27 protein-coding genes, 1 tRNA gene and 1 pseudogene are annotated in these 26,430 nt (G+C 69.9%); 17 read left to right on the top strand and 12 right to left on the bottom strand.

Annotation, left to right across the window (positions count from 1 at the left end):
- Position 1: 1 nt before the first annotated feature.
- Together ACF088_RS21025 and ACF088_RS21020 are read left to right on the top strand one after the other, a co-directional pair.
- A complete protein-coding gene (locus tag ACF088_RS21025) occupies positions 2-1,435 on the top strand; it encodes a sensor histidine kinase (RefSeq protein ID WP_392377281.1) in 1,434 nt (477 codons plus the stop codon).
- A complete protein-coding gene (locus tag ACF088_RS21020; RefSeq protein WP_392377280.1) occupies positions 1,432-1,554 on the top strand; it encodes a hypothetical protein in 123 nt (40 codons plus the stop codon). Before ACF088_RS21025 ends, ACF088_RS21020 begins: the two co-directional genes overlap by 4 nt.
- A gap of 53 nt (positions 1,555-1,607) precedes the next feature.
- Here ACF088_RS21020 and ACF088_RS21015 read toward each other — a convergent pair whose 3' ends face one another.
- Entirely contained in the window at positions 1,608-2,279 is a 672-nt protein-coding gene (locus tag ACF088_RS21015; RefSeq protein ID WP_392377279.1) for a TetR/AcrR family transcriptional regulator, read from the bottom strand.
- 106 nt (positions 2,280-2,385) lie between these two features.
- Here ACF088_RS21015 and ACF088_RS21010 point away from each other — a divergent pair, with 106 nt between their 5' ends.
- From ACF088_RS21010 to ACF088_RS20970, 9 genes are all read left to right on the top strand, one after another.
- A complete protein-coding gene (locus ACF088_RS21010) occupies positions 2,386-3,840 on the top strand; it encodes an amidase (protein ID WP_392377278.1) in 1,455 nt (484 codons plus the stop codon).
- Positions 3,841-4,359: 519 nt separating this feature from the next.
- Positions 4,360-5,952: an FAD/NAD(P)-binding protein gene (locus ACF088_RS21005; protein WP_392377277.1), complete on the top strand. Its 1,593-nt coding sequence runs from the start codon at positions 4,360-4,362 to the stop codon at positions 5,950-5,952.
- On the top strand, positions 5,952-7,412 hold the full coding sequence (locus ACF088_RS21000; RefSeq protein WP_392377276.1) for an MFS transporter: 1,461 nt from the start codon (positions 5,952-5,954) through the stop codon (positions 7,410-7,412). The genes ACF088_RS21005 and ACF088_RS21000 overlap by 1 nt, the downstream gene beginning before the upstream one ends.
- Before the next feature lie 283 nt (positions 7,413-7,695).
- A complete protein-coding gene (locus ACF088_RS20995; RefSeq protein WP_392377275.1) occupies positions 7,696-8,208 on the top strand; it encodes a hypothetical protein in 513 nt (170 codons plus the stop codon).
- A 412-nt stretch (positions 8,209-8,620) separates the two neighbouring features.
- Positions 8,621-8,950, top strand: coding sequence for an ArsR/SmtB family transcription factor (locus ACF088_RS20990; protein WP_392377274.1), 330 nt, complete (start codon positions 8,621-8,623; stop codon positions 8,948-8,950).
- A 13-nt stretch (positions 8,951-8,963) separates the two neighbouring features.
- Positions 8,964-9,197 carry a hypothetical protein gene (locus tag ACF088_RS20985; protein WP_392377273.1) on the top strand — a complete coding sequence of 78 codons (234 nt, stop codon included), beginning with the start codon at positions 8,964-8,966 and terminating at the stop codon, positions 9,195-9,197.
- On the top strand, positions 9,194-9,982 hold the full coding sequence (locus tag ACF088_RS20980) for a sensor domain-containing protein (RefSeq protein WP_392377272.1): 789 nt from the start codon (positions 9,194-9,196) through the stop codon (positions 9,980-9,982). Before ACF088_RS20985 ends, ACF088_RS20980 begins: the two co-directional genes overlap by 4 nt.
- 150 nt (positions 9,983-10,132) lie before the next feature.
- The gene (locus ACF088_RS20975; RefSeq protein ID WP_392377271.1) at positions 10,133-10,267 is read left to right on the top strand and encodes a hypothetical protein; all 135 of its coding nucleotides are present in this window, start codon (positions 10,133-10,135) and stop codon (positions 10,265-10,267) included.
- 8 nt (positions 10,268-10,275) lie between these two features.
- A complete protein-coding gene (locus ACF088_RS20970) occupies positions 10,276-10,524 on the top strand; it encodes a hypothetical protein (protein WP_392377270.1) in 249 nt (82 codons plus the stop codon).
- A gap of 346 nt (positions 10,525-10,870) precedes the next feature.
- Here the strand turns inward: ACF088_RS20970 and ACF088_RS20965 are convergent, their stop codons facing one another.
- Positions 10,871-11,104: a hypothetical protein gene (locus ACF088_RS20965; RefSeq protein WP_392377269.1), complete on the bottom strand. Its 234-nt coding sequence runs from the start codon at positions 11,102-11,104 to the stop codon at positions 10,871-10,873.
- Positions 11,101-11,478: an ArsR/SmtB family transcription factor gene (locus tag ACF088_RS20960; RefSeq protein WP_392377268.1), complete on the bottom strand. Its 378-nt coding sequence runs from the start codon at positions 11,476-11,478 to the stop codon at positions 11,101-11,103. The genes ACF088_RS20965 and ACF088_RS20960 overlap by 4 nt, the downstream gene beginning before the upstream one ends.
- 608 nt (positions 11,479-12,086) lie before the next feature.
- Between ACF088_RS20960 and ACF088_RS20955 the strand changes: the two genes are divergently transcribed.
- Entirely contained in the window at positions 12,087-12,764 is a 678-nt protein-coding gene (locus ACF088_RS20955) for a nuclease-related domain-containing protein (RefSeq protein WP_392377383.1), read from the top strand.
- Between the two features lie 313 nt (positions 12,765-13,077).
- On the opposite strand, the gene ACF088_RS20950 is transcribed toward ACF088_RS20955, so the two are convergent.
- From ACF088_RS20950 to ACF088_RS20935, 4 genes and pseudogenes are all read right to left on the bottom strand, one after another.
- Positions 13,078-13,608, bottom strand: a complete 531-nt coding sequence (locus tag ACF088_RS20950; RefSeq protein WP_392377267.1) for an SMI1/KNR4 family protein — start codon at positions 13,606-13,608, stop codon at positions 13,078-13,080.
- 6 nt (positions 13,609-13,614) lie between these two features.
- Complete coding sequence (locus ACF088_RS20945; protein WP_392377266.1) at positions 13,615-14,922, bottom strand: DNA/RNA non-specific endonuclease; 1,308 nt, start codon at positions 14,920-14,922, stop codon at positions 13,615-13,617.
- Entirely contained in the window at positions 14,922-15,239 is a 318-nt protein-coding gene (locus ACF088_RS20940) for a WXG100 family type VII secretion target (RefSeq protein ID WP_392377265.1), read from the bottom strand. The genes ACF088_RS20945 and ACF088_RS20940 overlap by 1 nt, the downstream gene beginning before the upstream one ends.
- Positions 15,240-15,515: 276 nt before the next feature.
- Positions 15,516-16,691, bottom strand: a pseudogene (locus ACF088_RS20935) (mobilization protein); the annotation flags it as partial.
- On the opposite strand from ACF088_RS20935, the gene ACF088_RS20930 reads away from it, so the two are divergent.
- Positions 16,672-17,604: a hypothetical protein gene (locus tag ACF088_RS20930; protein ID WP_392377395.1), complete on the top strand. Its 933-nt coding sequence runs from the start codon at positions 16,672-16,674 to the stop codon at positions 17,602-17,604. The pseudogene ACF088_RS20935 and the gene ACF088_RS20930 sit on opposite strands and share 20 nt — an antisense overlap.
- 36 nt (positions 17,605-17,640) lie before the next feature.
- Entirely contained in the window at positions 17,641-18,048 is a 408-nt protein-coding gene (locus ACF088_RS20925; protein WP_392377382.1) for a tyrosine-type recombinase/integrase, read from the top strand.
- A gap of 197 nt (positions 18,049-18,245) precedes the next feature.
- On the opposite strand, the gene ACF088_RS20920 is transcribed toward ACF088_RS20925, so the two are convergent.
- Positions 18,246-18,319: transfer RNA gene (locus tag ACF088_RS20920), tRNA-Thr, on the bottom strand.
- Positions 18,320-18,496: 177 nt separating this feature from the next.
- On the opposite strand from ACF088_RS20920, the gene ACF088_RS20915 reads away from it, so the two are divergent.
- The 3 genes from ACF088_RS20915 (at position 18,497) to ACF088_RS20905 (ending at position 21,194) form a co-directional block, all read left to right on the top strand.
- Positions 18,497-19,633 carry an ABC transporter ATP-binding protein gene (locus ACF088_RS20915; RefSeq protein WP_392377264.1) on the top strand — a complete coding sequence of 379 codons (1,137 nt, stop codon included), beginning with the start codon at positions 18,497-18,499 and terminating at the stop codon, positions 19,631-19,633.
- 385 nt (positions 19,634-20,018) lie between these two features.
- Entirely contained in the window at positions 20,019-20,435 is a 417-nt protein-coding gene (locus ACF088_RS20910; protein WP_392377263.1) for a hypothetical protein, read from the top strand.
- Between the two features lie 30 nt (positions 20,436-20,465).
- Positions 20,466-21,194: an NDP-sugar synthase gene (locus ACF088_RS20905; RefSeq protein ID WP_392377262.1), complete on the top strand. Its 729-nt coding sequence runs from the start codon at positions 20,466-20,468 to the stop codon at positions 21,192-21,194.
- Between the two features lie 274 nt (positions 21,195-21,468).
- Here ACF088_RS20905 and ACF088_RS20900 read toward each other — a convergent pair whose 3' ends face one another.
- From ACF088_RS20900 to ACF088_RS20885, 4 genes are all read right to left on the bottom strand, one after another.
- On the bottom strand, positions 21,469-23,109 hold the full coding sequence (locus tag ACF088_RS20900) for a DoxX family membrane protein (protein ID WP_392377261.1): 1,641 nt from the start codon (positions 23,107-23,109) through the stop codon (positions 21,469-21,471).
- Between the two features lie 179 nt (positions 23,110-23,288).
- Positions 23,289-24,245, bottom strand: coding sequence for a 23S rRNA (guanosine(2251)-2'-O)-methyltransferase RlmB (gene rlmB / locus ACF088_RS20895; RefSeq protein ID WP_392377260.1), 957 nt, complete (start codon positions 24,243-24,245; stop codon positions 23,289-23,291).
- 128 nt (positions 24,246-24,373) lie between these two features.
- Positions 24,374-25,768 (bottom strand): cysteine--tRNA ligase, encoded by a 1,395-nt coding sequence (gene cysS, locus ACF088_RS20890; protein ID WP_392377259.1) that lies wholly within the window; start codon positions 25,766-25,768, stop codon positions 24,374-24,376.
- Positions 25,769-25,890: 122 nt separating this feature from the next.
- The gene (locus ACF088_RS20885) at positions 25,891-26,295 is read right to left on the bottom strand and encodes a PPOX class F420-dependent oxidoreductase (protein ID WP_392377258.1); all 405 of its coding nucleotides are present in this window, start codon (positions 26,293-26,295) and stop codon (positions 25,891-25,893) included.
- Positions 26,296-26,430: the final 135 nt, after the last annotated feature.

The following is a 26,430-nucleotide window of genomic DNA, read 5'->3' as shown; positions in this document are numbered from 1 at the left end:
GGTGGCCGCCGCCTGGCGTGGCTCCTTGCGGGCGCGGCTGATGGTCGGGGTCGTCCTGCTGGCGGCCGGGGGCATGGTGGCCGTCAATGCGGTGTCGCTGATCGGACTGCGCCTCAACCTCATCGATGTCGCCGACGCGACGCTCGCCAAGGCCCGCGACACCGTGCAGCACCGGATGAGCGACCGAGCGGCACCGGTCAACTCGGCCGGCCTCAACTCCCTCATTCCCGATGGCCTGTACATCGCGCTGGTCGACGACCGCGGCCGGGTGGTCGCCCAGACCCCGTCACGTGACCTCAACGGGCAGCTCCGAGCCCGCCCCGACCTGCCGGCACCGGTCCCGGACAGCTTCGCCGACCGGCCCCTCACCCTGTCGGCGAAGGCAGCGCCCGTACCGCGTTACCGCGTCCTGAGCTTCTCCGTCGGCCCGTCCGCCACGGTCCGGCCCGCGCCCGGCACACCGCCCCAGCGGTTCAGCACGGTCGTGGTCGCCAAGAGCCTCCAGCCGGCGGAGGACGTCGTCTACTGGCTGATCGGCGCCGATGCCGCCGCCACGCTGGCCGCGCTCGGGGGCATCGTGTTCCTCAGCCGCGGCGTACTCCGCGTGGGCCTGCGGCCGTTGCGCGACATGGCCGCCACCGCGAAGGCCGTCGCCGACGGCGACATCGACCAGCGCATCGAGGTCGCCCGGCGCCACTCCGAGGTGGGAGAGGTCGCCACCGCCCTCAACCGGGCGTTCGACGAACGGCAGCGGTCCGAGGAACAGCTACGGCAGTTCGTGGCCAACGCCTCGCATGAACTGCGCACCCCGCTGACCACGATCCGCGGCTGGGCGCAGCTGCATCTGCACGGTCTGGCCCAGGATCCCGCACTCATCGAGCGGGCGATGCTGCGCATCGAGGGCGAGGCGGCCCGGATGCATGCCACGGTCGAAGAGCTGCTGCTGCTCGCCCGGCTCGACCAGGGCCGCCCGCTCGCCGGCGCACCGGTCGACCTCGGCGCGCTCGCCGATGACGCCGTCGGCGATGCCCGGGTCCGCGACCCCGGCAAGCCGGTCACCGTCGAGGTGCAGGGCGAGGTCTTCGCCTGCGGCGACGAGGACCGGCTCCGGCAGGTGCTGCAGAACCTCCTGAGCAACGCGCTGCGCTACACCCCGCCGGGCACGCCGATATCGGTGGGCGCGCGTGCGCTGCCCGGCGACACGGTGGAGCTGACGGTCTGTGACCAGGGCCCCGGTATGCCCCCAGAGATCGCGGAGCGCATCTTCGAACGCTTCTACCGTGGCGAGGAGTCCCGCGATCCGGCCGCCGGCGGCACCGGCCTCGGCCTGAGCATCGTCAAGTCGATCGCCGAAGCACACGGCGGCACGGTGACGGTACGCACCGCACCGGGCGAGGGCAGCACCTTCACCGTCATCCTGCCTGCGCCACGATGAGCGGCCCGAAGTCCGCGCCCGCCAAGCGCACCTCCGCCGACAAGCGCACCTCCGCTGACAAGCGCACCTCCGCCGACAAGGGGACCTCCGCCGACGAGACCGCCGAGTGGGAGGTCTGAATCCCCGCCGTCACCCCGGCCCCGTCCCGCGACGGTCGGGCCCGCCGTGACGGTCAGGCCCGCCGTGACGCCGGATCCCGACCCTCGCCCTCCCCGGCCGGATGCTGCGCAAGCGCGGTCCAGGAGCGCAGGAGCAGGTCGAAGGCGTCGACGACGACGTCGTCCGGGATGCCGGCGGGGGCCAGCAGGCGCTGGATGAGCAGACCGTCCTCCAGGGCATGGACGATCAGGGCGAGGAACGCGGGATCTGCGGGGGACTCGACCCCGCGGGCGGCGAACGCCTGCTCCAGGCCGGCGGCATGGGCGTCGCGGGCGAGGAGTTCACGTTCGGCGAGCAGCGGCCGCAGCTCGTCGTTGCGCAGCGCGTGCAGGACGAGCTCCATGCGCAGGGCGAGCCATGCGGGCAGGTGCCGGGCGCGGTCGCGGTTCCAGGCCCGGAGCTTGTCGAGGGCCTCGGCGAAGGAGGTGGCGTCCTGGGTGAGGGTGCGGACTTCCTCCTGTTCGCGGCGGGTGCGGTGCTGGAGCAGCTCGGCGACGAGGGCGTTCTTGTCCTCGAAGTTCCCGTAGAAGGCGCCGCGGGTGTAGCCGGCGCGCTCGGCGATCTGCTCGACGGAGGTGCCGTTGACACCACGTTCGGTGAACAGCTCGGCGGCGGCGTCCAGCAGGCGGCCGCGGGTCTGCTGTCGGCTCTCTTCGCGGGTCAGGCGCTTGCGTTCGGGTGTCACAACGGCATCCTACGGCGCACCCCCACCAGATATACATTGCCGTATCCAAATACAGGTCTGTATCTTCAATCTCCATTGTCACTGCCTGAGTGAAAGGGAGGACCCGATGGGGACAACAACGGAACTGTGGGCGCTGCAAGCGTCGGAGCTGGCGGAGCTGGTGGCTCGGGGAGAGGTGTCCGCGGCGGAGGCCGTCGACGCGCACCTGGAGCGGATCGCCGCGGTGAACCCGCAGGTGAACGCGGTGACCCGGCTGTTGGAGGACAGTGCCCGGCAGGCGGCGCGGGAGGCCGACCGGCGCCGGGCCGCCGGGGAGCGGCCGGGCCCGCTGGCCGGGGTGCCGTTCACGGTGAAGGAGAACATCCACGTCGCCGGATCGGCGACCACACACGGCGTGCCGTACTTCCGCGACTGGGTGGCACCGTCGGACGCTCCCCCGGTGCGCCGGCTGCGCGCCGCCGGGGCGATTCCGGTCGGCCGCACCAACATGCCCGACCTGGCGATCGCCGGAGTGCACACGGTCAGCCAGCTGTTCGGGGACACCGTCAACCCGTGGGACCCGCGGCGCACTCCCGGCGGCACCAGCGGCGGCGACGCGGTGGCGGTGGCGACCGGCATGGCGCCGCTGGGCCTGGGCAACGACTCCGGCGGGTCGGTGCGCAACCCGGCGACGTTCAACGGCGTCGCGGGGCTGAAGCCGAGCTACGGGCGGTTCCCGGCCGATCACCGGATGAGCGATCAGGAGCCGGTCCTCGGCCACCAGCTCTTCCCCGTGGACGGGCCGCTGGCCCGGTCGGTGGCGGACCTGCGGGCGGCATACGAGGTGCTGGCGGGCACCGACCCGCAGGACCCGCGGGCGGTCCCGGCGCCGCTGTACGGACCGCGGCCGGAAGCGCCGGTGCGGGTCGGCGTGGTGACCGACCCCGGCGGCATGGGCGACGTCCACCCGGACGTGCGCGCGGCGATCGAGGCGGCGGCCGCCGCCCTGGAGGACGCCGGGCACCCGGTCGAGGAGGTCGAGGTGCCACGGCTGCAGGACGCCCTCGACGGCTACGGCGCGCTCCTGCGCACCGAGTTCACCCTGGCCTGGCCCGTGCTCAGGCGGCTGCTCACCGACGACAGCGCCCGCCATATCGAACTGGACACCCAACGCCACCCGGCCGTCGACCTGAAGGAGTACCTCCGGCAGACCGGCGTCCGCCTCGGCGTCCAGCGCGCCTGGGCCCGCTTCTTCGAGCACTGCCCGCTGCTGCTCGGACCGGTGTCCACACAGCCGGCACCGGAACCGGTGATACCGCGGACCCCTGAGGAGCGCGACGCGATGATGTCGCCGATGCGACTGCTGACCGCGACGACGTACGTGGGAGTGCCGGCCGTGGCCGTGCCCACCGGTCTCGCCGCCGGCCTGCCGCAGGGCGTCCAGGTCGTGGCGGGGATGTACCGCGAGGACCGGTGCCTGGACGCGGCACAGCGGATCGAGGAACGCCTGGGCGTACTCGCTCCGCTGGACCCGCGCACCCACCGGACCGACGAAGAGGAGCGCCGGCGGGAGCGAGGGTGAGTCCTTACCGAAAGGGCCCGCGGCGGCCGGAGAGACCCCACCGTACGGAAGCCCAGGTTCCACTCGGATAGTCAACTATCGTCCCTGCGGCGGTATTTGGCCATAAGTGGCGTGGAACCGATGTAATGCCATTTTTGAGCCACCTGGACCGCCAATTTCGGATGGCGATCGACGATCAGCTGCCTAGAATCAGCCACATCGGCCGGTCGCCCGCCTGGCCGATACCGTGCACCGGTTCCGGGGGAGAGCCACCGGGTGCCGCCGTTCCTGGAACGGCGGCACCCAATGACGTGTGCGGATGACAACGTCGGGCGGGGTGCGCCGCCATCTCTTCGTCTGGGCGGCAGCGACCGGTGCAGCAAGCGGCCTTGAACGGGCCGACGCGACCGTCCGCGAACACCCCCGTACTCCTTGCTTCATGGAACCCACCGGCCCCCACCGGCCTTGATCGGGAGGGCCGCCCGTGGCGCGCCGTCGCGATCGCCGACCTGCTGTTTTCATGATTTGCTGGAGACTTCTGTGACATCTCGCCCCGTCATCGCCGTCATAGGCGGTGGTGCCGCCGGAACCGCCTTCCTGGCCGCCTGCGCTCGTGAACTCTCCGCGGACAGCCGGGAGTTCGCCGCGGACATCCATGTCTTCGACCCGACGGACCGGTTCGGGCCGGGCGTCGCCTACGCACGGGACACCCACGCCGCCCTGTTAAACCGTCCGCTGTCGGCCATGTCCGTGGACTACAACGACCCGGGCCAGTTCCGCCGATGGCTCAACCGCTCCGCGGAGCAGCTGCGTTCCACCGCCATCCCCCTGGACTGGAAGGCCGCCTCGGCCTTCGCACCGCGCGCCGCCTTCGGCCACTATCTGGAAGGGGTCTTCGCCGGGGCGTGCGACGATCTCGAACACCTCGGCGCCCGGGTGACGACCGTGCGCAGCTCGGTCACCGAGGTCACCGAGGTCGCGGGAGCCACCGGAGCCACCGGAGCCGCCGGAGCCACCGGAGCCACCGGAGCCACCGGAGCCACCGAGGGACCGGACGCCTACGCCGTCACGACCGCGGACGGCATGAAATTCACCGCCGACAGCGTGATCCTGGCGGTGGGAACGCTGCCTCCCGTCGACGTTTTCGGCCTGGCCGGCGCACCAGGTTTCATCGCCCAGCCCTATCCGCTGGCACCGTCGCTGGCCTGCGTGGATCCCGCGGACCGGGTGCTGGTGCTGGGCACGGGACTGACAGCCGTCGACAGCGCGCTGGTGCTCACCGAGCAGGGCGTACGGGTCACCCTGGCCTCCCGCTCCGGCTTCGTACCGGATGTGAGGTCCAGTCCGGTATCGCGCTGGGATGATCCGGAACACTCCTTCGGCGGCCAGGAACTCGCCTCCCGGGGTGCCGTGACGCTCAGGGACATCTACGCCCTCATCGATTCCTCTCTCCGTGACCACGGCACCAGCCTGCGGGACGCGGTGCGACCGTACGCGGAACGGTGGCCCGCGGCGGAGCTGCTGCGGTCGCGGCTGGCGGACCCCGGCCCCGCGGGCCTGCTCCAGCGCTGCGTCACCGGACTCACCCCGGTGTACTCCGCGCTCTGGCGTGCACTGTCCCCAGGGGAGCAGCGGGCCTTCCTCCGAAGACACCACCGCACCTTCGCCTGCCTGCGGAACCCCATGCCGCCGGTGAACGCGCGCAAGCTGGTCGCTCTCGCCGAGGCAGGGGACATCGGCTTCCGGCGTGGGGTCACCGCGGTGCGCAGGGAACCGAGCGGCGGCTTCACGGCCGCGTTCGCCGACGGCTCCACCGAGCGGTACGACCGTGTCGTCAACGCCGTCGGCCGGACCAACGACCTCACCGCCGCCCCCGAAGGCTCCCTTCTGCGGGACCTCGCCCGCCGGTCCATGGTGGCCGCGCACCCGGCAGGGGGAATCCAGGTGGAACCGGAGAGCAACCGTGCGCTCCGTCCGGACGGCACCCCCCGGCCGGGCTTCCACGTGGTCGGCGATCTGGCCTCGGGGGTCCACTTCCATTCCAGCTCCATGGAGTACGTCGCCCGGCAGGCGGCACGGGTCGCCAGGTACAGCGTCGACGAGCACGGCCGGTACGCCCTGCAGGCGGTCTGATGAGTGACATCCGCCTCTCCCGGGGGCTCACTCTGTGCCTGATGTCGCTGGTGTGTGTGCCCCAACTCGCCCTCGCCGCCTTCGTTCCGGCCATCCCGGAGATCGGGGCCCACTTCGGCGCGGGCGAGTCGGACCTCAGCCGCTCGATGGTCGGCTACATGGCGGCGTACGCCATCTCCATGCTGGTGACCGGCCAGTTGGCCGACCGGTACGGAGCGAAGCGGACCCAGCTGGCAGCCCTCGCCCTGTTCTCGGGCGCCTCCGCTCTCTGCCTCCTGGCCCCGAACGTCGCAGTCTTCATCGCCGGCCGGGTCCTCCAAGCCCTGGGCGCAGGCGCGGGCACGGTCATCGCCCGGCTCTGGGTACAGAAGGACCTGCCGCAACGGGAACGGCTCAATGTGCTCACCGCGCTCACGACAGTGATCGCGGTGACCCCCGCCGTCTCACCACCGCTCGCGGGCCTTCTGGTCCAGTACGCGTCATGGCGCGTGCTGTTCGCCTGTATGACGGCACTCGGCATCGGCACCCTCGTGGGAGCGCTGTTCCTGCTGCCGTCCGACAGGCCGCGCGGCAGGCCGCAGATGCCCGTCGGGCGGCAGGCGACGGCAGCGGCAACAGCAGACACAGCCACAGCCACAGCCGAGTACACACCGGGACCTGACGAGGACCGTATGGCGACGGCCCCGGCCCCCTCCCAGGGGCAGTCCGCGCACCCTCGCCGCGCCTCGTCCGGAGGGCCGCTCACGGCGTACCGGCGCATCCTCGGCAACCGGGACTTCACCGTGTTCGCCACCGCCATCAGCCTCGCCTGGTGCGCGTACTTCACCTTCACCACCTACTCCAGCCACGCCATCCAGGTCGGGCTCGGCGCCTCCCCCGTGGAGTACGGGGGCCTGTACACGCTGGTGATCGCCGGTTATGTGACGGGGAGCAGCGTGGCCAAGCGCCTGGGGCGGGTGCGCTCGCTGGAACTGGTCGCCCGGCTCGCTTCAGCGGTCGCGGCGGCCGCGGCACTCGTGATGTCCGTCAGCGTGCGGATCTGGCCGGACGAGCCGCTGAGCCTGGTCGTCCCCATGGCGTTCTGCATGGTGGGAGTCGGGGCGATGTTCCCGACCTGCCAGGCCGGGATGATGCGCTACGACGGGCAGCACGCGGGCGCCGCCTCCGGATTGTTCTTCGCGCTGCAGATGGCCTCCGGTGCCGCCTACACCGGAGTGACCGGACTGGGCGGTGACCCGGAGTTCCCCGGACTCGCGGTGGCCATCGCGCTGCCCGCACTCGCCCTGCTGCTGGTGTGCGCCGCCCTGATGCACTCTGCTGCGGGACGGTCACCGCAGGGACCGGCGGCCGCACCACGACCGGTACCCGAACGGCAGCCGGGCGCGGAACCCGAGCGGGCACCCGGTCATCCTGAGGCGCCCGCAGCGGCAGCAGTTCACCATGAGGAACGAGGATCCTGACCGGCGGTACGCAGTAACGAAGGCCGGATCCTGACGCCTCCGCGCAGCTTGGAGAGCACCCGACCACGACACCACGTGCAGTGGTCGGGTGCTCCCGCGACCGCTTCCCCCTCCCGGTCACCCCGCACACACACGCGAACGCGGACGCACACGCAGACGTACACGCACACGTACACGCAGACACAGACACCGACACCGACACCGACACCGACACCGACGACCCTGCTGCCCGTCCTCGGGATTCCGTGACCACCGAAGACAAGCAGCCCATAGGGTCGCGTGCATGGGTGCCACTACAGCCGCCATGATCACTGCCATCGTTGGAGTGCTCGGCACGCTCCTGGCGCCCTTGGTCGCCATGGGGGCGACCAAGCGCCACCGAGCACAGGAACGCCAAACCGAGGAGAGCAGGCGGCTCTTCGAGGAGCGACGTGCCGCCTACACCGCGATGAACCGAGCCTCCCGCCACTTCCACACCATGCTGAAAGACGCCCTGCACCGCCTGCGAGACGGGGTCTACACCGACGACGACCGCGCCCAGGTCGAAGCGGCGCGGCGGGACTACCGGGACCGCTACGCCGAGGCCCAGATGATCGTTCCCGAAGCGGTGCTCACGGCATCCCGCGAGCTGAACGTCGTCCTGGCCGGGATCGACGCCACCGCCAAGCGGATCGATCGCGGCCTCTCCGGAGAGGGAGAAAGCGCGGATCAGGCACTCCTCGACCTCAAAGCCGCCGAACCCGCCCTCACCGCCATGCGCCGGATCATGCGCGAAGACCTGGGCGTGACCGACTGACCCGCGCTCGGTCGAACACAGGCTTCCCGATGGGCGTCTGCGTGTCACCAGCACCGGCCACGACGACGCGCCCCGGGGCATGACTAGCCAGATCGTGTCCTCACCCGGCGGCCGGGCTCACACGTGACCGTCTTCGGCGAAGCCCGCCGGATCACGCGCCGCCACGGCCATCCCCCGCTCCTGTGCGGCCTGCGTGAGTTCCGCTCCCGGTCGCGGGGCTGGCCCTACGGTCGCCCCGGCCGGCACGGCTTCTCCCGACAGCGCCACCAGACCTCGCGCCCGGTGGCGCTGTCCGTGTCCGGGGTGACATACCAGCAAGGCACCAGAGCGAACTGACTTACCGTTGACAGCCACAGAGCGCATATGTCAGTTTCGACTTACACACCTTGAGTGGCACCTGAGGGGGCGAGGCATGACGAGCGAGGAACTCCTGGCCGTCCTGACCGCCGTCGGCCACGGGCAGCGCCTACGCGTCATCGCCGGACTCGCCGGACTCTCCGGGGGCCGGATGTACGTCAGCGAACTGGCGCGTCGGCTCGGGATATCCCGGCCACTGCTCTCCATGCACCTGGACCGCCTGGAGAAGGCCGACCTCGTCGCCGGGCACCTGGACCTCTCCGAGGACGGCAAGGCGCTGAAGTACTTCGAACTGGAGCCGTTCGACCTGCACTTGAACATCGGCACGATATCCACGGCTGTCGCGGCAGACGCGGAAGGGCACAGCGACATGAAAGCGACATGAAGAGGAACCCGACATGACCGGCGCCGTGATCACCATCACCATCATCCTGATCGTCGTTGGTGGCATCACAGCCAGCGTGGTCGCGTACTTCAGACTGCAGCGCCACCGCGCGGACGCCGTCGCCATGGCCCACTACCGCAAGCTCGCCGAGGAGGCGACGGCGCAGTACCAGGTGGTGCAGGACTCGCTGGAGCGGCTCGACGAGCGACTCCAGTCGATCGACGGCCTGTTGCGGAGCGTGGGATGAGCAAGCTCCCGAGCGCCCGGCTGCTGCCACACCAGCCCGGTCCGCTGCGCATGCTGACCTCCCCCGCGCCGTGGCGTGCCACCGCCTACCTCGCGGGCTACCTCGTCTCCGGGACCGTCCTGTTCGCCGTCTCGACGGCGGCCGTCCTCGCCGGGCTGGTCTTCGGCCAGCTCACCCTCACCGTGGTGGTGACCGTCGGTTCCGCCTGGTTCGTGCGCTGCTGTGCGCAGGTCGAGCGGGGCCGCGCCGCTCTGATCGACGCCCCGATCCCGTACGCCTACCAGGAGGTCACCGAACCCGGTCTGGCGGGCCACCTCAAGGCCCGCTGCACGGACCCGGCCTTCTTCCGGGACTGCGCATGCCTGATCCTGATGTACCCGCTGCTGCTCCTCCTCGACACGCTCGCCCTGCTGCTCTGGCTCCCGTTGCTGATCGGCGTGTCCCTCCCGCTGTGGTTCTGGTCCGTCACCTCGCGCCCACCGGAGGGCAGTTCCGTCCACGGCGTCAGGCTGGGACGGTCCGACGGCACCGGCCCCGGCGTCTGGATCGACACCTGGCCGGCCGCTCTGATCGCCGCGGCCATCGCCCTCCTCCTCGCCCTGTACGCCTCCTACCTCGTGGTCGCGGCGGCCCGGTTGCACCTGGCCGTCACCCACACGCTGCTCCGCCCGCCGACGGACCCGCTCGCACCCGCCAAGCGCGTGCTCGCCGAACCCGGCCCCCTCTCCCGCCCACCCGTCGGCCCGTTACCCGGGCCCACCGTCGACGGAGGACACCGCTCATGACCGGGACGCCGCGCCCGCACGACCAGCACGTCGTACGTCTCGACAACGCGGACCCCGTCGGGTCTGGCCAAGAACCTGCCCGGACTGCACGTCGCCGACCGGGAGTCGGTCGGTGCCCTGCACGCCGACCAGGACGATACGCAGGCGTGGATGTCGTACCTGCTCCTCGGCATGGTCGTCGACTACGCCACGATCGCACTGGTCAACACCCAGATCCTGGCGACCGACGAACGGCGCCGCGAGTTCCTGCTGCAGCGGCTCATCGGCTCCCCCGGCGCCAGGTGATGCAGCTGATGGCCGTGGAGGCCGTGGAGGCCGTCCTGGTCTCGATGGCCGGCAGCGTGCTCGGCCTGGCGGTCGCCGGACTCACCCTGGTACCGCTGAGCGAGGCGGTGCTCGGTTCACCGATGCCCGACGGCCCGCTGTGGATCTGCATCGCCGTGGTCGGCGCGGCGGGCGCCCTGACCCTGGCCACCACCTTGCTCTCGGCCGCGGTCGTGCTGCACAACCGGCCCGGGGGCGTGGTGGGCATGCGCGAGTGAGCAGAACCCGCGACGACGCCCTCGGCACGCGCGAACGTGCCGAGGGCGTCGTGGGTTTCGCCGGCCCCGGAGGTCGGGCGATCCGCTGCTCGGCCATGTCGCGTACGTAGTACCGGGACTGCGCCGGGATTCGGTGTGCCGGCGGTGCCGCTCCGGGACGGCAGGCGGCGGCATCCTGGGGCTCGGGGCGGCTTTCAGCAGTACGTCAACAGGCTTGGCCCGGTACCCAGTAGGAACAGCGGTAAGCCGAGGCCGGGGCAATCGCCCCTGCAACGTCCTTGAGTTCCCGGCGAAAGTCGCAGTTCAGGACCGGTATCCACGGCAAAGGGCCACCCGCGTGAGACGGCTAGTCGACGCTGCGCAGCAGACTCTCGACGGCCTTGACCCGGTCGCCCAGCTCGGCCAGCCGGCTGTGCAGGGACTGCTGATGGGCGACGGTTTCCTCGGCGAGCTTGCGGTATTCGGCCATGGCCACGGCATCGGCACGATGGCGCTGCAGTCGGAAGTACGCGACCACGCTCGCCGTGATGCCTCCCACGACAATCAGGACGATCGCGATGGCGATGACAGCGCCGGTCATGTGCGCTTCCCCTTTGGTTTTGATTCGCTCGATTGCTTCGGGCCGGCAGCTCCCCCGGCCTCCGTCCCGCTCTCGGCGGCCACGGCGTCCTGCGCGACTGCCGCGAGGATCGTATCCACGTTCAAGTGCAGGTCGAAGGGGGCCAGTTCGAAGTACTTCAACGCCTTGCCGTCCTCGGACAGCTCCAGGTTTCCGCGCACCAGACCGGCCTTCTCCAGGCGTTCCAGGTGCATGTAGAGCAGGGGTCGGGACATACCGAGACGGCGGGCCAGCTCACTGACGTACAGCCGCCCCTCGGCGAGCTCGGCGACCACCCTCAGGCGCTGAGCATGGCCGACCGCGGCAAGCACAGCCAGAAGCTCCTCGCTGGTCATGGCCCACCTCTAGCATCCCGGAAGTCTGTAGGCCGAGACTTTCCCATGCCATAAACGGCTGTCAAACGACAGGCACGCCCGACACCGCCACCGAACACGGTCGGGTCTTCCCCCATGAGAACGGCGAGATGCCACACCCCGCCAACACCACTCGCCGCTTCATCGAGCGCCAAGAGGAGACCGATCTCCCGAACCGACGACCTTCGCTTTGCAAGTGGGGTCGAATCCTTGCCGGGGGGGGGCTCGACGCTGCCGCGTGGTGCCGTTTTCCCTGTTCAGCGCGACGCGGCTGCCTAGTCGGTCCCGCTCATGATGCCTCGTGCCAGATCATCCGCTCACGCATCGCGCACGCATGAAGGAGATGCGCACGTGCGGCTTGGTTGAAGTTGTGGCACTGCCTCTCGTGCAGCGAATGCGGTAGGGGCGGGGGGTGACCTGGGGCTTCTTGGCGAAATGTGGCGTTTACCCGGGGGAACTCCTCTCAGTAGTTCTCACCGGTCAAAGCTGGGAAGCGCCTAATCTCGGCCACCAGCCGGCTCGGCGTAGAGACGAGGCCGTCTTGCTCGCTGTTTCTGATCCTGGTCACATGGTCATTGGTCTTGGATGGGATGCGAAACGGGGGGCGCGTGAGCGGCTTACAGGTCTCCGCATGGAAGCGTTACGGACATGACCGTCTCTACGTGAATCAGTCGGATGGCAAGAAGGTCGCATGGCTCGACCGCAGCACGGGGTACCTGACGCTTCTGGTTGAGGAACAGCGGGACGCGGTACTTGATGTCCTTGCGCCCTATCTCACTGCTTCTTCTCCGACCGTAGCGCACAAGTCACTGCGCCCTGAGGACGACCTTGCCGGGAACCGCCCGGGAGACGCACTGCAAATGAAGGTGGACGAGCTGACACCCGGCTTCTGGCGATGGGCGCTGGCCAGACTGTCCGGTCGACGTCTGGAAGCGGACAGTTGGCGCGCAGGACTGGCCGGCGAGCGCCGGGTGGGAGCAGAGCTGGAGAGGCTAGTACGACGAGGCTGGCGAGTACTGCATTCCATACCCCTGGCGGGCGATGTTGACATCGACCACGTCCTGATAGGTCCGGGCGGAGCCTTCTGCATCAACACGAAGTGCCACCGAGGCGCTCGCGTTTGGGTGGGCGACGACTCGGTTCGCATAGGCGGCCAGTCATACCCCTACGTGCGGAAGAGCCGAGCTGAGGCACAGCGGGCCTCAGCTGCGCTGACGCGCGCGGTGTACATGGCGGCTCGTGATCGTCACACCTGGGCTCGCTCCTGACAGTGCTGAGTTAAAGCCAACCTTCGCGAAATGTGGCTTGTTCGCGTCATTACTCACCGGTCAAGTTGCCCAAGCCATCCCGCTTCACCTTGCCGAAGCGTTCTTGAAGCCACCGGCGTCGCCTACAGCCTTCGCCGTGCGGACCGCGCCGCCCCCAGCAAGACTCCGCTGGACCTCCGCAGAGGAGGAGGGCGGTTCGGATGCCGTTCGGTGCTTGACCGCGAAGCGGTTGCGTTCGTCGCGGGTTGCGGCGAAGACCACGACGCCTCCGATCCGGGCACGTGCCCGGATCGGAGGCGCGTTGCTGCACCCGCTAGATCCACGGGTTGCGCTCGTAGCCCGGTTCCTCGTCGGGGAAGTCGTCCGGGAAGACCTCGCTCACGATGTCGCCCCGGAGGATCCGCAGCAGATAGCTCTCCACCGGACCTTCGTACAGGTCGTACTCCCTGCCACGGCCGATGACGGTGAGGACGGCCCACTGCTCGGGGTCCTCGTGCGGGATCAGGAAGCACATGTCCGCGTTGTCCGTGCCGCCCCAGCAGATCAGCTGCGAGGGTTTCACACCCCGCTCTGCCAGCAGTTCCCGGATCGTGTCCCGCGTCACCTCCATGGTGTGCCGCGCCGTGACCGTGTTCGCCACCAGGTCGGCGTACTCGTTCTCGGCACCTGCCCGATACACTCGCAGAAAGTCGTCGAACTTCGCGCCGCCAAAAGCTTCGAGAAACGTTTTGAACGCAGGCGGAAAGGCGGTGCTCAGGGCCTCCTCAGCGGCCTTCCAGTCATTGATGACCGGTCCCGCTTCACCAGTTGCGCGAAACGATGCCAAGAGTTCGAGATCAGTCATGGCCGCCTACTTGTTGATGATGGTCTGGTCGATGTGCAGGCCAGGCCCAATGGCCCTGACGTGCACGCCCGCAGGAATTATGTCGCCTGGATTTCGGTAGGCAGGTGCCGCTGAATACTCCACGCTCCCGCGCTGCTTCACGGTTTCATAGATTCGCTCTTCGAGCTTTTCCATCACCTCGTTGTTCGCCGTCTTGTGCATGATCACGATGTTGGCCTCAGAGCGGCCGTCTCCCCCGAGTGATCGGGCCAGGAGGTGTCCGCGCGTGTGACCAGCCGGTTCGCCTCCCCAGCCCGGGGGCTGCATCCGCCGGGATGCCTTGGTGCCGGTGTCGAGCATGTCTTGCGTGATCCTCGTTTCGACGCCGGTGGCTCGGCCCATGCTGTCCAGCGGCTTGGCATACGGCGGAATTGGCTTTTGAGGTGCGCGGACTCCCCCTCCGCCGCGCTCGGCGCTGCGCATCAGCGGCTGGCCGTTCGGACCGACAGGCCCCTCGCCGGCCATCGCAAAGCGCGGTCCCCCCAAGTTGGGCAGCGACATCTCGAAGTCGCGCAGCGGGTTCTTGAAGTTGCCCAAGCCATCCAGCTTCATCTTGCCGAAGGCGTTCTTGAAGCCACCGGCGTCGCCGACAGCCTTCGCCGCGCGGCCTGCGCCGCCCAGGGCACCCCCCAGCAAGACCCCGCTGACTCCGGCGTCCTTGATCTCCGCCAGGTTGATGCCCTTCTGGTCGCCGAGGAGATTACGTCCGCCTTGGGCGACGACCACGTCGACGGTGATGGCTTCGATGCCGCCGATGGCGGCGGTGGCGAGGACCGTTCCGGCGATCTCGGTGACGGTGGCGGAGACGGCGATGCCCGCCGTACTCGCTGCGGCGACGATCGCCTCGCTGGCACCGGCCGCCGCGGCTCCGCTGATGCCGCCTGTGAAGACGGCCAGCGCGGCTCCGGCGACCAGGACCGCGCCGGCGATCTCCAGCTCGTGCTCGATCTTCTTCTTGGCCTCGGCGACCTGGTCGGCGTACTTGTCCAGGGCCTTGGCCATGTCGCGGGCGGCGCTGGCCACGTCGTCGAGGTAGCCCTTGCCGCCGCCGTGGTACTTGCGCCAGAACTCCCCGAACGCCTCGATCGACTTGCCCTTGTTGTTGTCGATGACGTCCTGGGCCTTCTTGTGGCAGGCGGCCGTGGAGTCCTCGACGTCGTCGGCGTACGTACGCCAAGCGCGGGCGGCTTCCCGGAGTTCGTCCTCGTTGCCCTCCGGCCACCACATGCCGGTCAGGTCTTGGACGATCTCTTTGGCCTTGTCGGCAGCGCCCATCACTTACCACCCTCGAAGCCGGACTTGGCCGAGTGGTCAGCGTCTTCGTGGTTGGCGGCCATGTCGTTCATGGCCTTGGTGATGCTGGACAGACCCTTGACCAGGGCTGCGGCTGCCTTCTCGATCTGCGCCTGGTGCGGGGCGTAGGCGTGCTCGAACTTCTTGCCTTGCTCGTCACCGCCCCACGGCTCCCCCAGCCCGCCGAGCGTGTGACGAAGCTTGGCCGTCGCCCGTTCCAGGGCAACAGATTCTCGGTGAAACGTTGGAGCGGCGGACTTGAGTTGGGCGGTGTCTATGTCGAAGCCGTCGCCGGCCATGCCGTGCTTCCCCCCTTGGCCGTGTACTCGTAACCCGTTGTGAGCCACTGGCGATGCCTTCGACTCACAGATAGTGACCCTCGCATACAGCACTGACAATCGACCTGGTGGGAGTGGGTTTCAGCCACGATGCAGCACCGCCCGGCTGGTGGTCGGGCGCAAGACCGCAGCCGCCTACCAGCCGGATTCCCGTAGGGGGGATTCACCGAGTGCACGTCCGGCCTCTCGCTGCACGACCGCAGTGGAGCCACGGTCGTGCAGCGGCGTGTTGGGCAGCTAGCGGCGCGGACCACGCTGCTGCTCGACCGGTGCCGTAGTTGCCGCCGTTGACTGGGCTGAGACGGGCCCGAGGGGCGGGTGCGGGACCGTGGTGGTGCGGAGGCGGGCTGCTGTTGCGCGGCGGTTGGGGATGGGGTTGCGTCCGGTGTGCTGGATGCGGGTGATCAGGACGCGGACGGGTTGGCGAGCGGTGGCCAGTTCGCGCTGGGCGGCTGCTTCCTTGAGGAGTTGGTGGGGTTTGTGGCCGCGGGCTTCGGCATCGGCGAGGACGGTGGCGAGGGCCGGCCAGCCGGTGTCGGTGAGGATCCGCTCGGCGTGGTCGGGGATGGCGGCGCGTACGTCGCTGGCCAGGGTGCGACGGGTCTCCTCCTTGGGCTGGCGTTGCGCGAGTTCTGTGAGATCCAGGGTGAGGGCGTGGTCGGCGGCGCTCTGAAGCCCCTGAAGGGCTTGGCGGGCGGCGTCGGCTTGGTGGGCGTGGCCCTTGGCCTCGTGCCAGCGTCCCGCGACGATTGCGGCCCAGACGAGCGCTGCGACCAGGGCAGCGAGGGCGCTGCCGTCGGGGCCGGTGGCGGTGTGGGCGATGTCGCGGGCCGCGTTGCGCAGAGTGTGGGCAGCTCGGTCTTCTGCCCGGGTCTGGGAGCGCTGGGCACGTGCGAACGCCTTCGAGGCGGCTTGAAGTTCAGCCCGCAGGCTGGTGGGTGCTTTCTGAGCGGTGGCTTCGATCAGTTCACCGAGGGCTGTGATGTGGGCCTGGGCTCGTGCGTCGTCGGCGAGGTCGGTGTGGAGGGCGTCGAGGGCTTGGTGCCAGGGGGTGCTGGGCTGAGTGCGACGGGCCGTGGGGTGCTCTTCGGGCTGGCTGGATTCGAGGCGGGCCTTGATCTTGGGAAGGGAGAGGTCAGGGGCGATCTTTCCGCCGGGGTGGAAGATCTGTTCGTCGCCCTTGTTGAGATCGCCGGGGCGTCCGACGGCGTAGCCGAGGAGGTCACCGGACGGTCCCCGCTTGGCCTTGACTCGGATGCCCTCGGCTTCGAGGTAGGCGAGGAGTTCCTCGGCGCTCTTGGCGTGGGGGATCGCGGCGCGGATGCGGTCCTGAAGCCACTCCTTGCTGGTCTGCTCCCAGCCGAGGCGCTGGGCCTTGTGCATCTCGGCCTGGGTGGGACGTCGGGTGTTGGTGGCCGCACAGGCCGACCTCGACCGCATACGCGCCCTCTTCGGGCTCCCCGACGCCGACGACCCCGAGGGCCTGGCCCAGATCGCCGAGCTGCTGGAGAAGGTAGCCGACGAAAAAGCGTCCCTGCCGAACGTCGAAGAGACCCGGCGACGCCTCAGCCACGGCCTGGACCTGACCAGCCGCCTCACTGTCGGCGACTGGCTGGACATGTGGCTGGCGGGCAAGAAGGGGCGACCGAGCGGCATCAGCCGCGATGAGGGAAACATCCACCTCCACCTCAAACCGCGGATCGGGCACATCCGCCTTGACCGTCTTCGCGTCAGCCACCTGTCGGAGATATTCGAGGCCATCGCCGAGGCCAACGTCACCATCACCGAGGGAAGTGCCACCCGTCGCAGGACGATTGAGGACCTTGCCGAGATTCCCTGGAAGGGTCGCGCCCACCGCGCCCACCGCGCCCACCGCGCCCGCCGCCAGGTGTTGAAGGCTGCCATCGCCGAGATGGATCCCTTCCGCCGCATCGTCACTCCGGCCACGCGTCAGCGCATCCGCTCCACGCTGCGGGCCGCGTTGAGCGCTGCGATCGCCCAGCAGCTGATTACCTTCACCCCGGCCTCCCACGTCGAGTTGGAGGCCGGCAAGCGCCCCAAGGCGCTGGTGTGGACAGAGGAGCGCATCCTTCACTGGAAGCGCACTGGCGAGAAGCCCTCGCCCGTGATGGTCCGGACGACGGAGCACACCGGCCTCTTCCTCGACCACGTCGCGGAGGACCGTCTCTACGCGCTGTGGCACCTGATCGTCTTTCGTGGACTGCGGCGAGGCGAAGCGTGCGGGCAGAGGTGGACTGACACGCACCTCGACGACGGCCGCATCACCGTCGCCAAGCAACTCGTCGTGAGTGGCTGGGAGGTGTAAGAGGACGATCCCAAGACCGACGCCGGCGCTCGGACGATCGCACTCGACTCAGACACCGTCCGAGCCCTCAAGCGGCGCCCCATCCAGCAGGACAAGGACCGCGAGGAGTGGAGCAGCGCCTGGGTGGAGACCGGACGCGTCTTCACCAAGGAGAACGGCGAGATGCTCCACCCCGCCAACGTCACCCGCCGCTTCATCGAGCTGTGCGAGGAGATCGGCCTCCCGCCGATCCGGCTCCATGATCTGCGTAACGGTGCAGCAACTCTCGCCCACGCGGCCGGGGCCGACTTGAAGGACATCCAGGAGAGGCTCGGCCACTCCTCGATCGCGATCACGGCAGATACCTACACGAGCTTGCTGCCGGAGACCGACCGGGCAATCGCCGAAGCCGCCGCCCGCCTCGTCCCCCGCGCACGCCCGATGGAGCCGACCACCGAGACGTGACGGACCTCGAAGCGGATGAAGAACCCGGAACCGAACCCGAAGCCGTGGCAGACGGTGCCGGAAAATCCGCGGCTGAGCGCGGCTCTGGTGCCCCATCCGCTCACGCACCGCGCACGCAAACGGCCCCGGACGGGGAGTCCGAGGCCGAATAGAGCGCCCCTCTGGGGAGAAACCCCAGGTCAGCGCGGTGCGCGTAGAGCCCCCTGTCGGATTCGAACCGACGACCTTCGCTTTACAAGAGCGGTGCTCTGGCCAGCTGAGCTAAGGAGGCGTGCGTGAAGCAGTGTACCCAGGTGGGCCGGGTGCGGGTTCCCAAATTGGTGAGTGCAGGGCTACTGACACCGGGGTCCGGCGCGGGTAGCGTCACGGAGAGTCCATATCAGTGGACTACACCACTCCTTTTACTCGGATCGTCCGGCACGTTCCTGCCGGTGAAGGGACTTTCACCATGGCTACGGTCACGTATGACCAGGCAACCCGCATCTACCCGGGTTCCGACAAGCCCGCCGTCGACAAACTGGACATCGCCATCGAAGACGGCGAATTTCTTGTCCTGGTCGGCCCCTCCGGATGCGGCAAGTCCACCTCTCTGCGGATGCTCGCAGGACTGGAGGACGTCGACGGAGGCGCCATCCGCATCGGGGACCGCGATGTCACCCACCTTCCGCCGAAGGACCGGGACATCGCCATGGTGTTCCAGAACTACGCGCTCTACCCGCACATGACGGTCGCCGACAACATGGGCTTCGCGCTCAAGATCGCCGGGGTGTCGAAGACCGAGATCCGGCAGAAGGTCGAGGATGCGGCCAAGATCCTGGACCTCACGGAGTACCTGGGGCGCAAGCCCAAGGCACTGTCCGGCGGTCAGCGGCAGCGGGTCGCGATGGGACGGGCGATCGTCCGGGAGCCGCAGGTCTTCCTCATGGACGAGCCGCTGTCCAACCTGGACGCCAAGCTCCGCGTCCAGACCCGTACGCAGATCGCGGGACTGCAGCGCCGGCTCGGGATCACGACCGTGTACGTCACCCACGACCAGGTCGAGGCCATGACCATGGGCGATCGGGTGGCCGTGCTCAAGGACGGTCTGCTGCAGCAGATCGATTCCCCGCGGAACATGTACGACCGGCCGGCGAATCTCTTCGTGGCGGGGTTCATCGGGTCGCCGGCCATGAATCTGGTCGAGGTGCCGATCACGGACGGCGGCGTGAAGTTCGGCAACAGCGTCGTCCCCGTCAGCCGTGAGGCGCTGACCGCGGCCGCCGACAAAGGCGACACGACGGTGACCGTGGGCGTGCGCCCCGAGCACTTCGAGATCGTCGAGCAGAACGGCGCCGCCGCGAAGTCGCTGTCCAAGGAGACCGCCGACGCCCCGGCCGGTCTGGCTGTCACGGTCAATGTCGTCGAGGAGCTCGGCGCCGACGGCTATGTGTACGGCACCGCGGAGGTCGGCGGCGAGGTCAAGGACCTCGTCGTACGGGTCAACGGCCGCCAGGTCCCGGACAAGGGCACCCGGCTGCACGTCGTACCGCTGCCCGGCGAGACGCATGTCTTCTCGACGTCGTCCGGGGAGCGCCTCACCGACTGAGACGGGCCCGACGGACACGGGACCCGACCGATACGGGACCCGACCGACACGGGACCCGACCGACACGGGACCCGACCGACACGGGACCCGACCGACGCGGGAACCGACCGACGCGGGAACCCGCCGATACGGGGGAACTCGCGGATACGGGAACTCGCGGATACGGGACGAGTGGCGCGTGAAAGCGGCGGCGGTGGCGGGTAGTACGGAGTACCCGGTACCGCCGCCGTTGCGTTGTGCGGCCGTGCCGTGGCGGCACCATAGGGGCATAACCGTGCTTTTCGTACCCGTGCGTCAACATCGAAACCGCACCGACGAGTCATTGCGTCCCTCGATAAGGTGACCAAATGTCGCCAAATCATCACTCCTCGCTACGATCGCGACCGTGAACTCCGCAGCCCGCCGCATCGGCAGAACTCTCGCCCTCGTCCTTCCCGTCGTCCTCGTGCTCTCCGGAACCCTCGCGGTCACCCGCGTCCCGTGGGCATCGACGGCCACCGACTCCCAGGTGCTGACCGCATCGTCCGGAAGGGCCTCCACCAAGGCCGGCCCGCTCGCCCCCCAGGAGGCCCTGCGCAAGCGCCTCCTGGTCGAGCTCCAGGAGAAGGATCCGGGCGTCGCCCTGACCCACCTCCAGGAGGCGACCACCAGGCGGCCCTCGCTGGCCAAGCACTGCGTCTCCATCGCCCGTGACCTCGGCCGTGCCGCGGTCGCCAAGTACGGTGCCGCACACCGCGCCCAGGCCTTCTCCCGCCCGGTCTGCGACACCTCCTTCGCCACCGGCGTCGCCGCCGCCCAGTGACCCCCGCTCGCACCCCCTAGGGTGCGAACCATGACAGGTGCCCAGCATCCTCACCCCACGCAGGCCGTGGTCCTGGCCGGCGGCCAGGGCTCGCGTCTCCGCCCGTACACCGACGACCGCCCCAAGCCGATGGTCGAGATTCCCGGCACCGGGACCCCGATCATCGGCCACCAGCTGAACTGGCTGGCCGAGGAAGGCGTCACGGACGCCGTCGTCTCCTGCGGGCACCTCGCCGGGGTGCTCCAGGAATGGCTGGACCGGGCCCAACTGCCGTTGCGCGTCACGACCGTTGTCGAGACCGAGCCACTGGGCCGCGGCGGCGGACTCAAGTACGCGGCCGGCTCCCTCCCCCGCCCGGACGAGCCCTGGTACGCCACCAACGGCGACATCTGGACCCGCTTCCCGCTCCGGGAGATGGCCGACTTCCATCACGAACGCGATGCCGAGGCCACCCTCGCGCTGGCCCGTCCCCGTATCCCCTGGGGTGCCGTGGAGACCGACGCGTTCGGACACGTCCTGGACTTCATCGAGTCGCCGCCCTCGCCGTATCTCATCAACGCCGGCGTCTATGTCTTCTCCGCCGCATTTGCGGAGCTCCTGCCCGACCGCGGCGACCACGAGCGCACCACCTTCCCGCGCCTTGCCCGCGAACGCCGGCTCGCCGGCTTCCCGCTGCCCCAGGGCGCCTACTGGCGCGCCATCGATACCGCCAAGGACCTCACCGAGGCCGCCAAGGAACTGAGCGCGCACGGAGGTTAGCGCGCACGGAGGTCGAGGAGGGGCTGCACAGGGCCCGTTGAAGCCCGTAGAGGGCCCATTGAGCGCCCCCGGGCCCCTCCTGGCCCCCAGGGGCCCCGGCCCCCGCCCCCACCCCCAGGGGCGTCGCCTCCCTGCCGCCCGCCCCGCACACACCTGTCCCCGCACACACCTGTCCCCGACCGCTCCCCCTCCCCGTCACGGCCGGTGGGTCCGAGCCGTACGGAGAGCGGGGCGATCGGGGACAGGTGCCAGGTGCCAGGTGCGGGAAGGCCGGTCAGCCCAGGAGGCCGCCGAGGCTCCCGCCGCCGGAGTCGCTGCCGGAGCCGCTGGAGCCGGTGCTGCCGGTGCCGGTGGTGCCGCCGCCGGTGCCGCCCGCCGAGGTCGGTACATGGGTCGGTACCGGGGCGCGGGTCGGCACGGTCTGCTGGGGTGCGCTGGTGGTCGCTCCCGGCTGCTGGGAGAGGCCGCTGCTGCTGCCCGCCGACCGTCCCGTGCCGGAGGTCGACGCGGACGGCGTGCCGGGCTTACGGGCCTGGTGGGAGGCGTTGGCCGAGGGGGTTCCGGGGCGCGGTGCGGCGCTGCCCTTGTGGCGCTGGCCGGGCCGGGCGGTGTGCTTGCCGGGGCGGGGCAGCGGGGAGCCGGGGAGGTTGTTGATGGCGGGCTCGCCGGGCCGCGGGACGGTCGCGACCGTCGCGGAGCGTACGGCGCCGCCGAGCAGTGAGCCGATCAGCAGGGTCAGTCCGGCCACCACCGCGGTCATCACGGCGCCGCGGCGCAGCACCCGGCGCCGCAGGTCGGCCACCTCGACACGGGGGCCGAGACGCCGCCAGGCCTCACCGGCCAGCCGCCCGTCCATGGAGTAGACGGGCGCACCCGCGATGATCAGCGGGCTCCAGGCGGCGAGGTAGATGATGTCGGGGGCGTCGTAGGCGGGGAGGCTGCGCCAGCTGACGGTCATCAGCAGCACCGCGGAGAGCAGCGCACCGATGGACGCGGCGACCCGCTGCCACAGCCCGCAGATGGTCAGGACGCCGACGACGACCTGGAGGAAGGCGACGGTCAGACCGGCACCGACGGGGTGCGAGACGGCGAAGTCGCGGAGCGGCACGGCCAGCGCCCAGGGGTCGAGCGACAGCAGCCACTTGACCATCGAGCCCCGCTCACCGCCGTCGAAGTAGACGGGGTCACAGAGCTTGCCCATGCCGGCGTAGACGGAGATCAGTCCGAGGAAGATGCGCAGCGGCAGCAGGACGACGCCGAGGTTCATCCGGCGGCCCGGGTAGTACGCGTGCCGCACGCTGTCGGTGCCGCGCCGCTTGGCACCGGGGTCGTAGCCGTCCGGTGCCTGGAACCGGTCGTCGTCGTAGCCGTCGTCGGTGTGGCCGCGGTCGCCGTAGGGACTGCGGTAGGGGTGGTCGTGGTAGGTGTCGCCGTACGCGCTGCCCACGGGGCGTACGCCGCGCAGCAGCGGGGTGCGGTCGGAGTCGGCGGGGCCGCGCTGGCCGATCACGGTCGCGGCGGGGGCGGCGTCGCCGAGGCGGACCCGGGGCAGGACCTGGGTCGTGCCGACGTCCTCGCCCCGGCCGCCGTCGAGGCCGATGCCCGCGTTGCGCACCGCGTGCAGGAGCTGGGTGGTGGCGCCGGTCGTGCCGCCCGGTTCGGTGCGGCCGCTCCACACCACGGGCGCCCGGCGTCTGGCACCGGCGGCCGAGCCGCCGAGGGCGGGGATGCGCGCGGTGTCGGCCAGGGCGCCGCGCGCCGCGGGCGCGGCGAGCTGTACCCGGAAACTGGCGTGGTTGACGATGACCTGCGCGGGATCGCACGGCACCTTGACCGAGCTCAGGCCCGGCTCGTCATCGAAGCCCGGCGAGCGTCCCCCCGTAGGCGTGCGGGGTGTTCTGGTGTCCACGCTCATCTAACCGAGTGACCCGCGGTTAAGACACTGCCTTGACCGGGCCGATCTGTCCGAGACCCGTCAAAGGATCACGTGACGCGGGAAAGACGCCTCACGGGAAACGGGAAGGACACACAGAGGGTCAGGTCGTGCCCCGGGGTGTGGCACAGGTGCGCACCGCCCCCGGGGCACCCGGGGACTCAGCCGCGGCGGCGCGCCGCTTCCCACAGGACGACACCGGCCGCGACACCGGCGTTCAGCGACTCCGCGCCGCCCGGCATCGGGATCCGCACCCGTACGTCACAGGTCTCGCCGACCAGCCGCGACAGGCCCTTGCCCTCGCTGCCGACCACGATGACGACCGGGCCGTCCAGCGCCGCGACGTCCTGCAGCTCCAGCTCGCCGTCCGCGGCCAGACCGACGACCGTCAGACCGGCCTTCTGGTACGACTCCAGGGTCCGGGTCAGGTTGGTGGCGCGCGCGACCGGCGTACGGGCCGCGGTGCCCGCCGAGGTCTTCCACGCACCGGCCGTCATACCGGCCGCCCGGCGCTCCGGCACGACCACGCCATGGCCGCCGAAGGCACACACGGAGCGGACCACGGCGCCGAGGTTGCGCGGGTCGGTGACGCCGTCGAGCGCGACGATCAGCGGGTCGTCACCGTCGTCGAAGGCGGCCGCGGCCAGGTCCTCGGGGTGGGCGTAGTCGTACGGCGGGACCTGCAGGACCAGGCCCTGGTGGTTGAGACCGTTGGTCATCCGGTCCAGCTCGGGGCGCGGCGCCTCCATCAGGTTGATGTTGCCGCGCTCCGAGGCGAGCTGGAGCGCCTCGCGCACCCGCTCGTCGGTGTCGATGAACTGCTGGACGTAGAGGTTCGTCGCGGGCACGCCGTCGCGCAGCGCCTCGAAGACCGGGTTACGGCCGACGACCAGCTCGGCGGTGCCCTTGGCGCCGCCGCGCCGCGGGGCCGGGCGGCGCGATGCGGCCTGCTTCGCCTTGGCGTTGGCCACGCGATTCTTGACGTGTCCCTTGCGCTCGGAGGCGGGCGGGGTCGGGCCCTTGCCCTCCAGGCCCCGGCGCCGCTTACCGCCGCTGCCGACCTGCGCGCCCTTCTTGTTGGACATGCGGCGGTTCCTGCGCTGGCTGTTGCCGGCCATGGGTCACCTGTTTCTTCACTGCTCTCGACGTCTCGCGACGTGGAGTGGGTACGTACGTATGGATTGAGTGTCGCCCGCGGCCACCGTGCGAGGCGAATCCGGGTGGCCGGCGGGGCGCGGGACCGGGGTCAGGACAGCGACCAGCGCGGGCCCGAGGGGGTGTCCTCGATGGCGAGTCCGGACTGCTGGAGCTGGTCGCGGATGGCGTCGGCGGTGGCGTAGTCCTTGCGGGAGCGGGCGGCCTGGCGCTGTTCGAGGACGAGGCGGACCAGCGAGTCCACAACGCCGTGGAGGTCTTCGCCGCGGTCGGTGCCGCCGCCGGACCAGCGCTCGTCGAGCGGGTCCAGACCGAGCACCCCGAGCATCGCCCGCAGCTCGGCCAGCCGGGCCACCGCCGCTTCCTTGTCGTCGGCGGTCAGTGCGGAATTGCCCTGGCGGACGGTGGTGTGCACGATCGCCAGCGCCTGCGGGACGCCCAGATCGTCGTCCATCGCCTCGGCGAAGGCCGGCGGCACCTCGGGCGCCGGCTCGACGACGCCGGCCTTCTCGACGACCCGCTGGACGAACCCCTCGATCCGCGCGAAGGCGGACTCGGCCTCGCGCAGCGCGTCCTCGCTGTACTCGATCATCGAGCGGTAGTGCGGGGTGCCCAAGTAGTAGCGCAACACGATCGGGCGCCAGCGCTGGACCATCTCCGAGACCAGCACGGAGTTGCCCAGCGACTTGGCCATCTTCTCGCCGCTCATGGTCACCCACGCGTTGTGGGTCCAGTACGCGGCGAAGTCGTCGCCGAAGGCCTTGGCCTGGGCGATCTCGTTCTCGTGGTGCGGGAAGATCAGGTCGATGCCGCCGCCGTGGATGTCGAACGCGGTCCCCAGGTACTTGTGGGCCATCGCCGAGCACTCCAGGTGCCAGCCGGGCCTGCCGCGGCCCCACGGGGTCTCCCAGCTGGGCTCGCCCTCCTTCGCCGCCTTCCACATGGCGAAGTCGCGCGGGTCCCGCTTGCCGGTCTCCCCCTCGCCGGACGGCTGGAGGAGGTTGTCCAACTCCTGGTTGGACAGCTGGAGATACTCCGGGAAGGACCTGACGTCGAAGTAGACGTTGCCGTCGGCGGCGTAGGCGTGACCGCGCTCGATCAGGCCGCGCATCATCTCGATCATCTCGGGGATGTGGCCGGTGGCACGCGGCTCGTAGGTCGGGCGCAGGCAGCCGAGAGCGTCGTACGCCGTGTTGAAGGCGACCTCGTTCTCGTAGCCGATCGACCACCAGGGGCGGCCCTGCTCGTCCGCCTTCTTGATGATCTTGTCGTCGATGTCCGTGACGTTGCGCACGAACGTCACGTCGTAGCCGCGGTACTCGAACCAGCGGCGCATGATGTCGAAGTTCAGTCCCGACCTGATGTGCCCGATATGCGGGGCGGCCTGCACGGTCGCACCACACAGGTAGATCGAGACACAGCCCGGCACGAGCGGGGTGAAATCGCGAATCTGCCGGGCGCTGGTGTCGTACAGGCGAATCGTCACGGAACCAGGGTAGTCGGAACGAGGCAGTGCCCCGCGACCCATTGGGCCACAGGGTGACGTATCCGTCATCGGCGTCCGATACGCCGGAAGTGTCGCCGCTTCCGGCGCGGCCGGCGGGCCCGTCAGATGCCGCCGACCACCTTACGCGGCGTGATCCGGACGACCACCCGCTCGGCGTCCTTGCCCGCCTCCGGGTTGAACTCGGCGTACGGCTTGCCGGTGTACTTCCGCGACAGCTCGTCGATCAGCTCCTGCCCGCCCTCGGTGGTGAGGGAGGCGGAGCCACGGACCTCCGCGTAGGTGTACGGGGCGTCGAAGGGCTGGACGACGACCGAGACCCGCGGGTCGCGGCGGAGGTTGGCCTCCTTGCGCCGGCCGACGGTCGTCGAGAACAGCAGGTCGCCGCCGTCCCGCTTCACCCAGACCGGGGAGACCTGGGGGCTGCCGTCCGGCTGGATGGTCGCCACGGTCACGAAGACCGGAGTGTCGAGGAGCGTCTTGAGGTCGTCGGACAGGGTGGCAGTCACGAGCGGTCCTTCCTGCGGGCCTTCCGGGGACACGAATACTCCGATCCTCCCCCCAACACCCGTACGGCGCCCGGCATTCCCACGCCATACGGGGGATGCCGGGCGCCGCACACGGAAGGACGGAAGCGCCCGCCG

Origin of the sequence: Streptomyces sp. NPDC015125 (assembly GCF_043080045.1) — a bacterium.
In the GTDB taxonomy this organism is placed as follows: Bacteria; Actinomycetota; Actinomycetes; order Streptomycetales; family Streptomycetaceae; genus Streptomyces.
The sequence above is the reverse complement of the archived record's forward strand: the minus strand, read 5'-3'. Positions and strand labels throughout refer to the sequence as shown.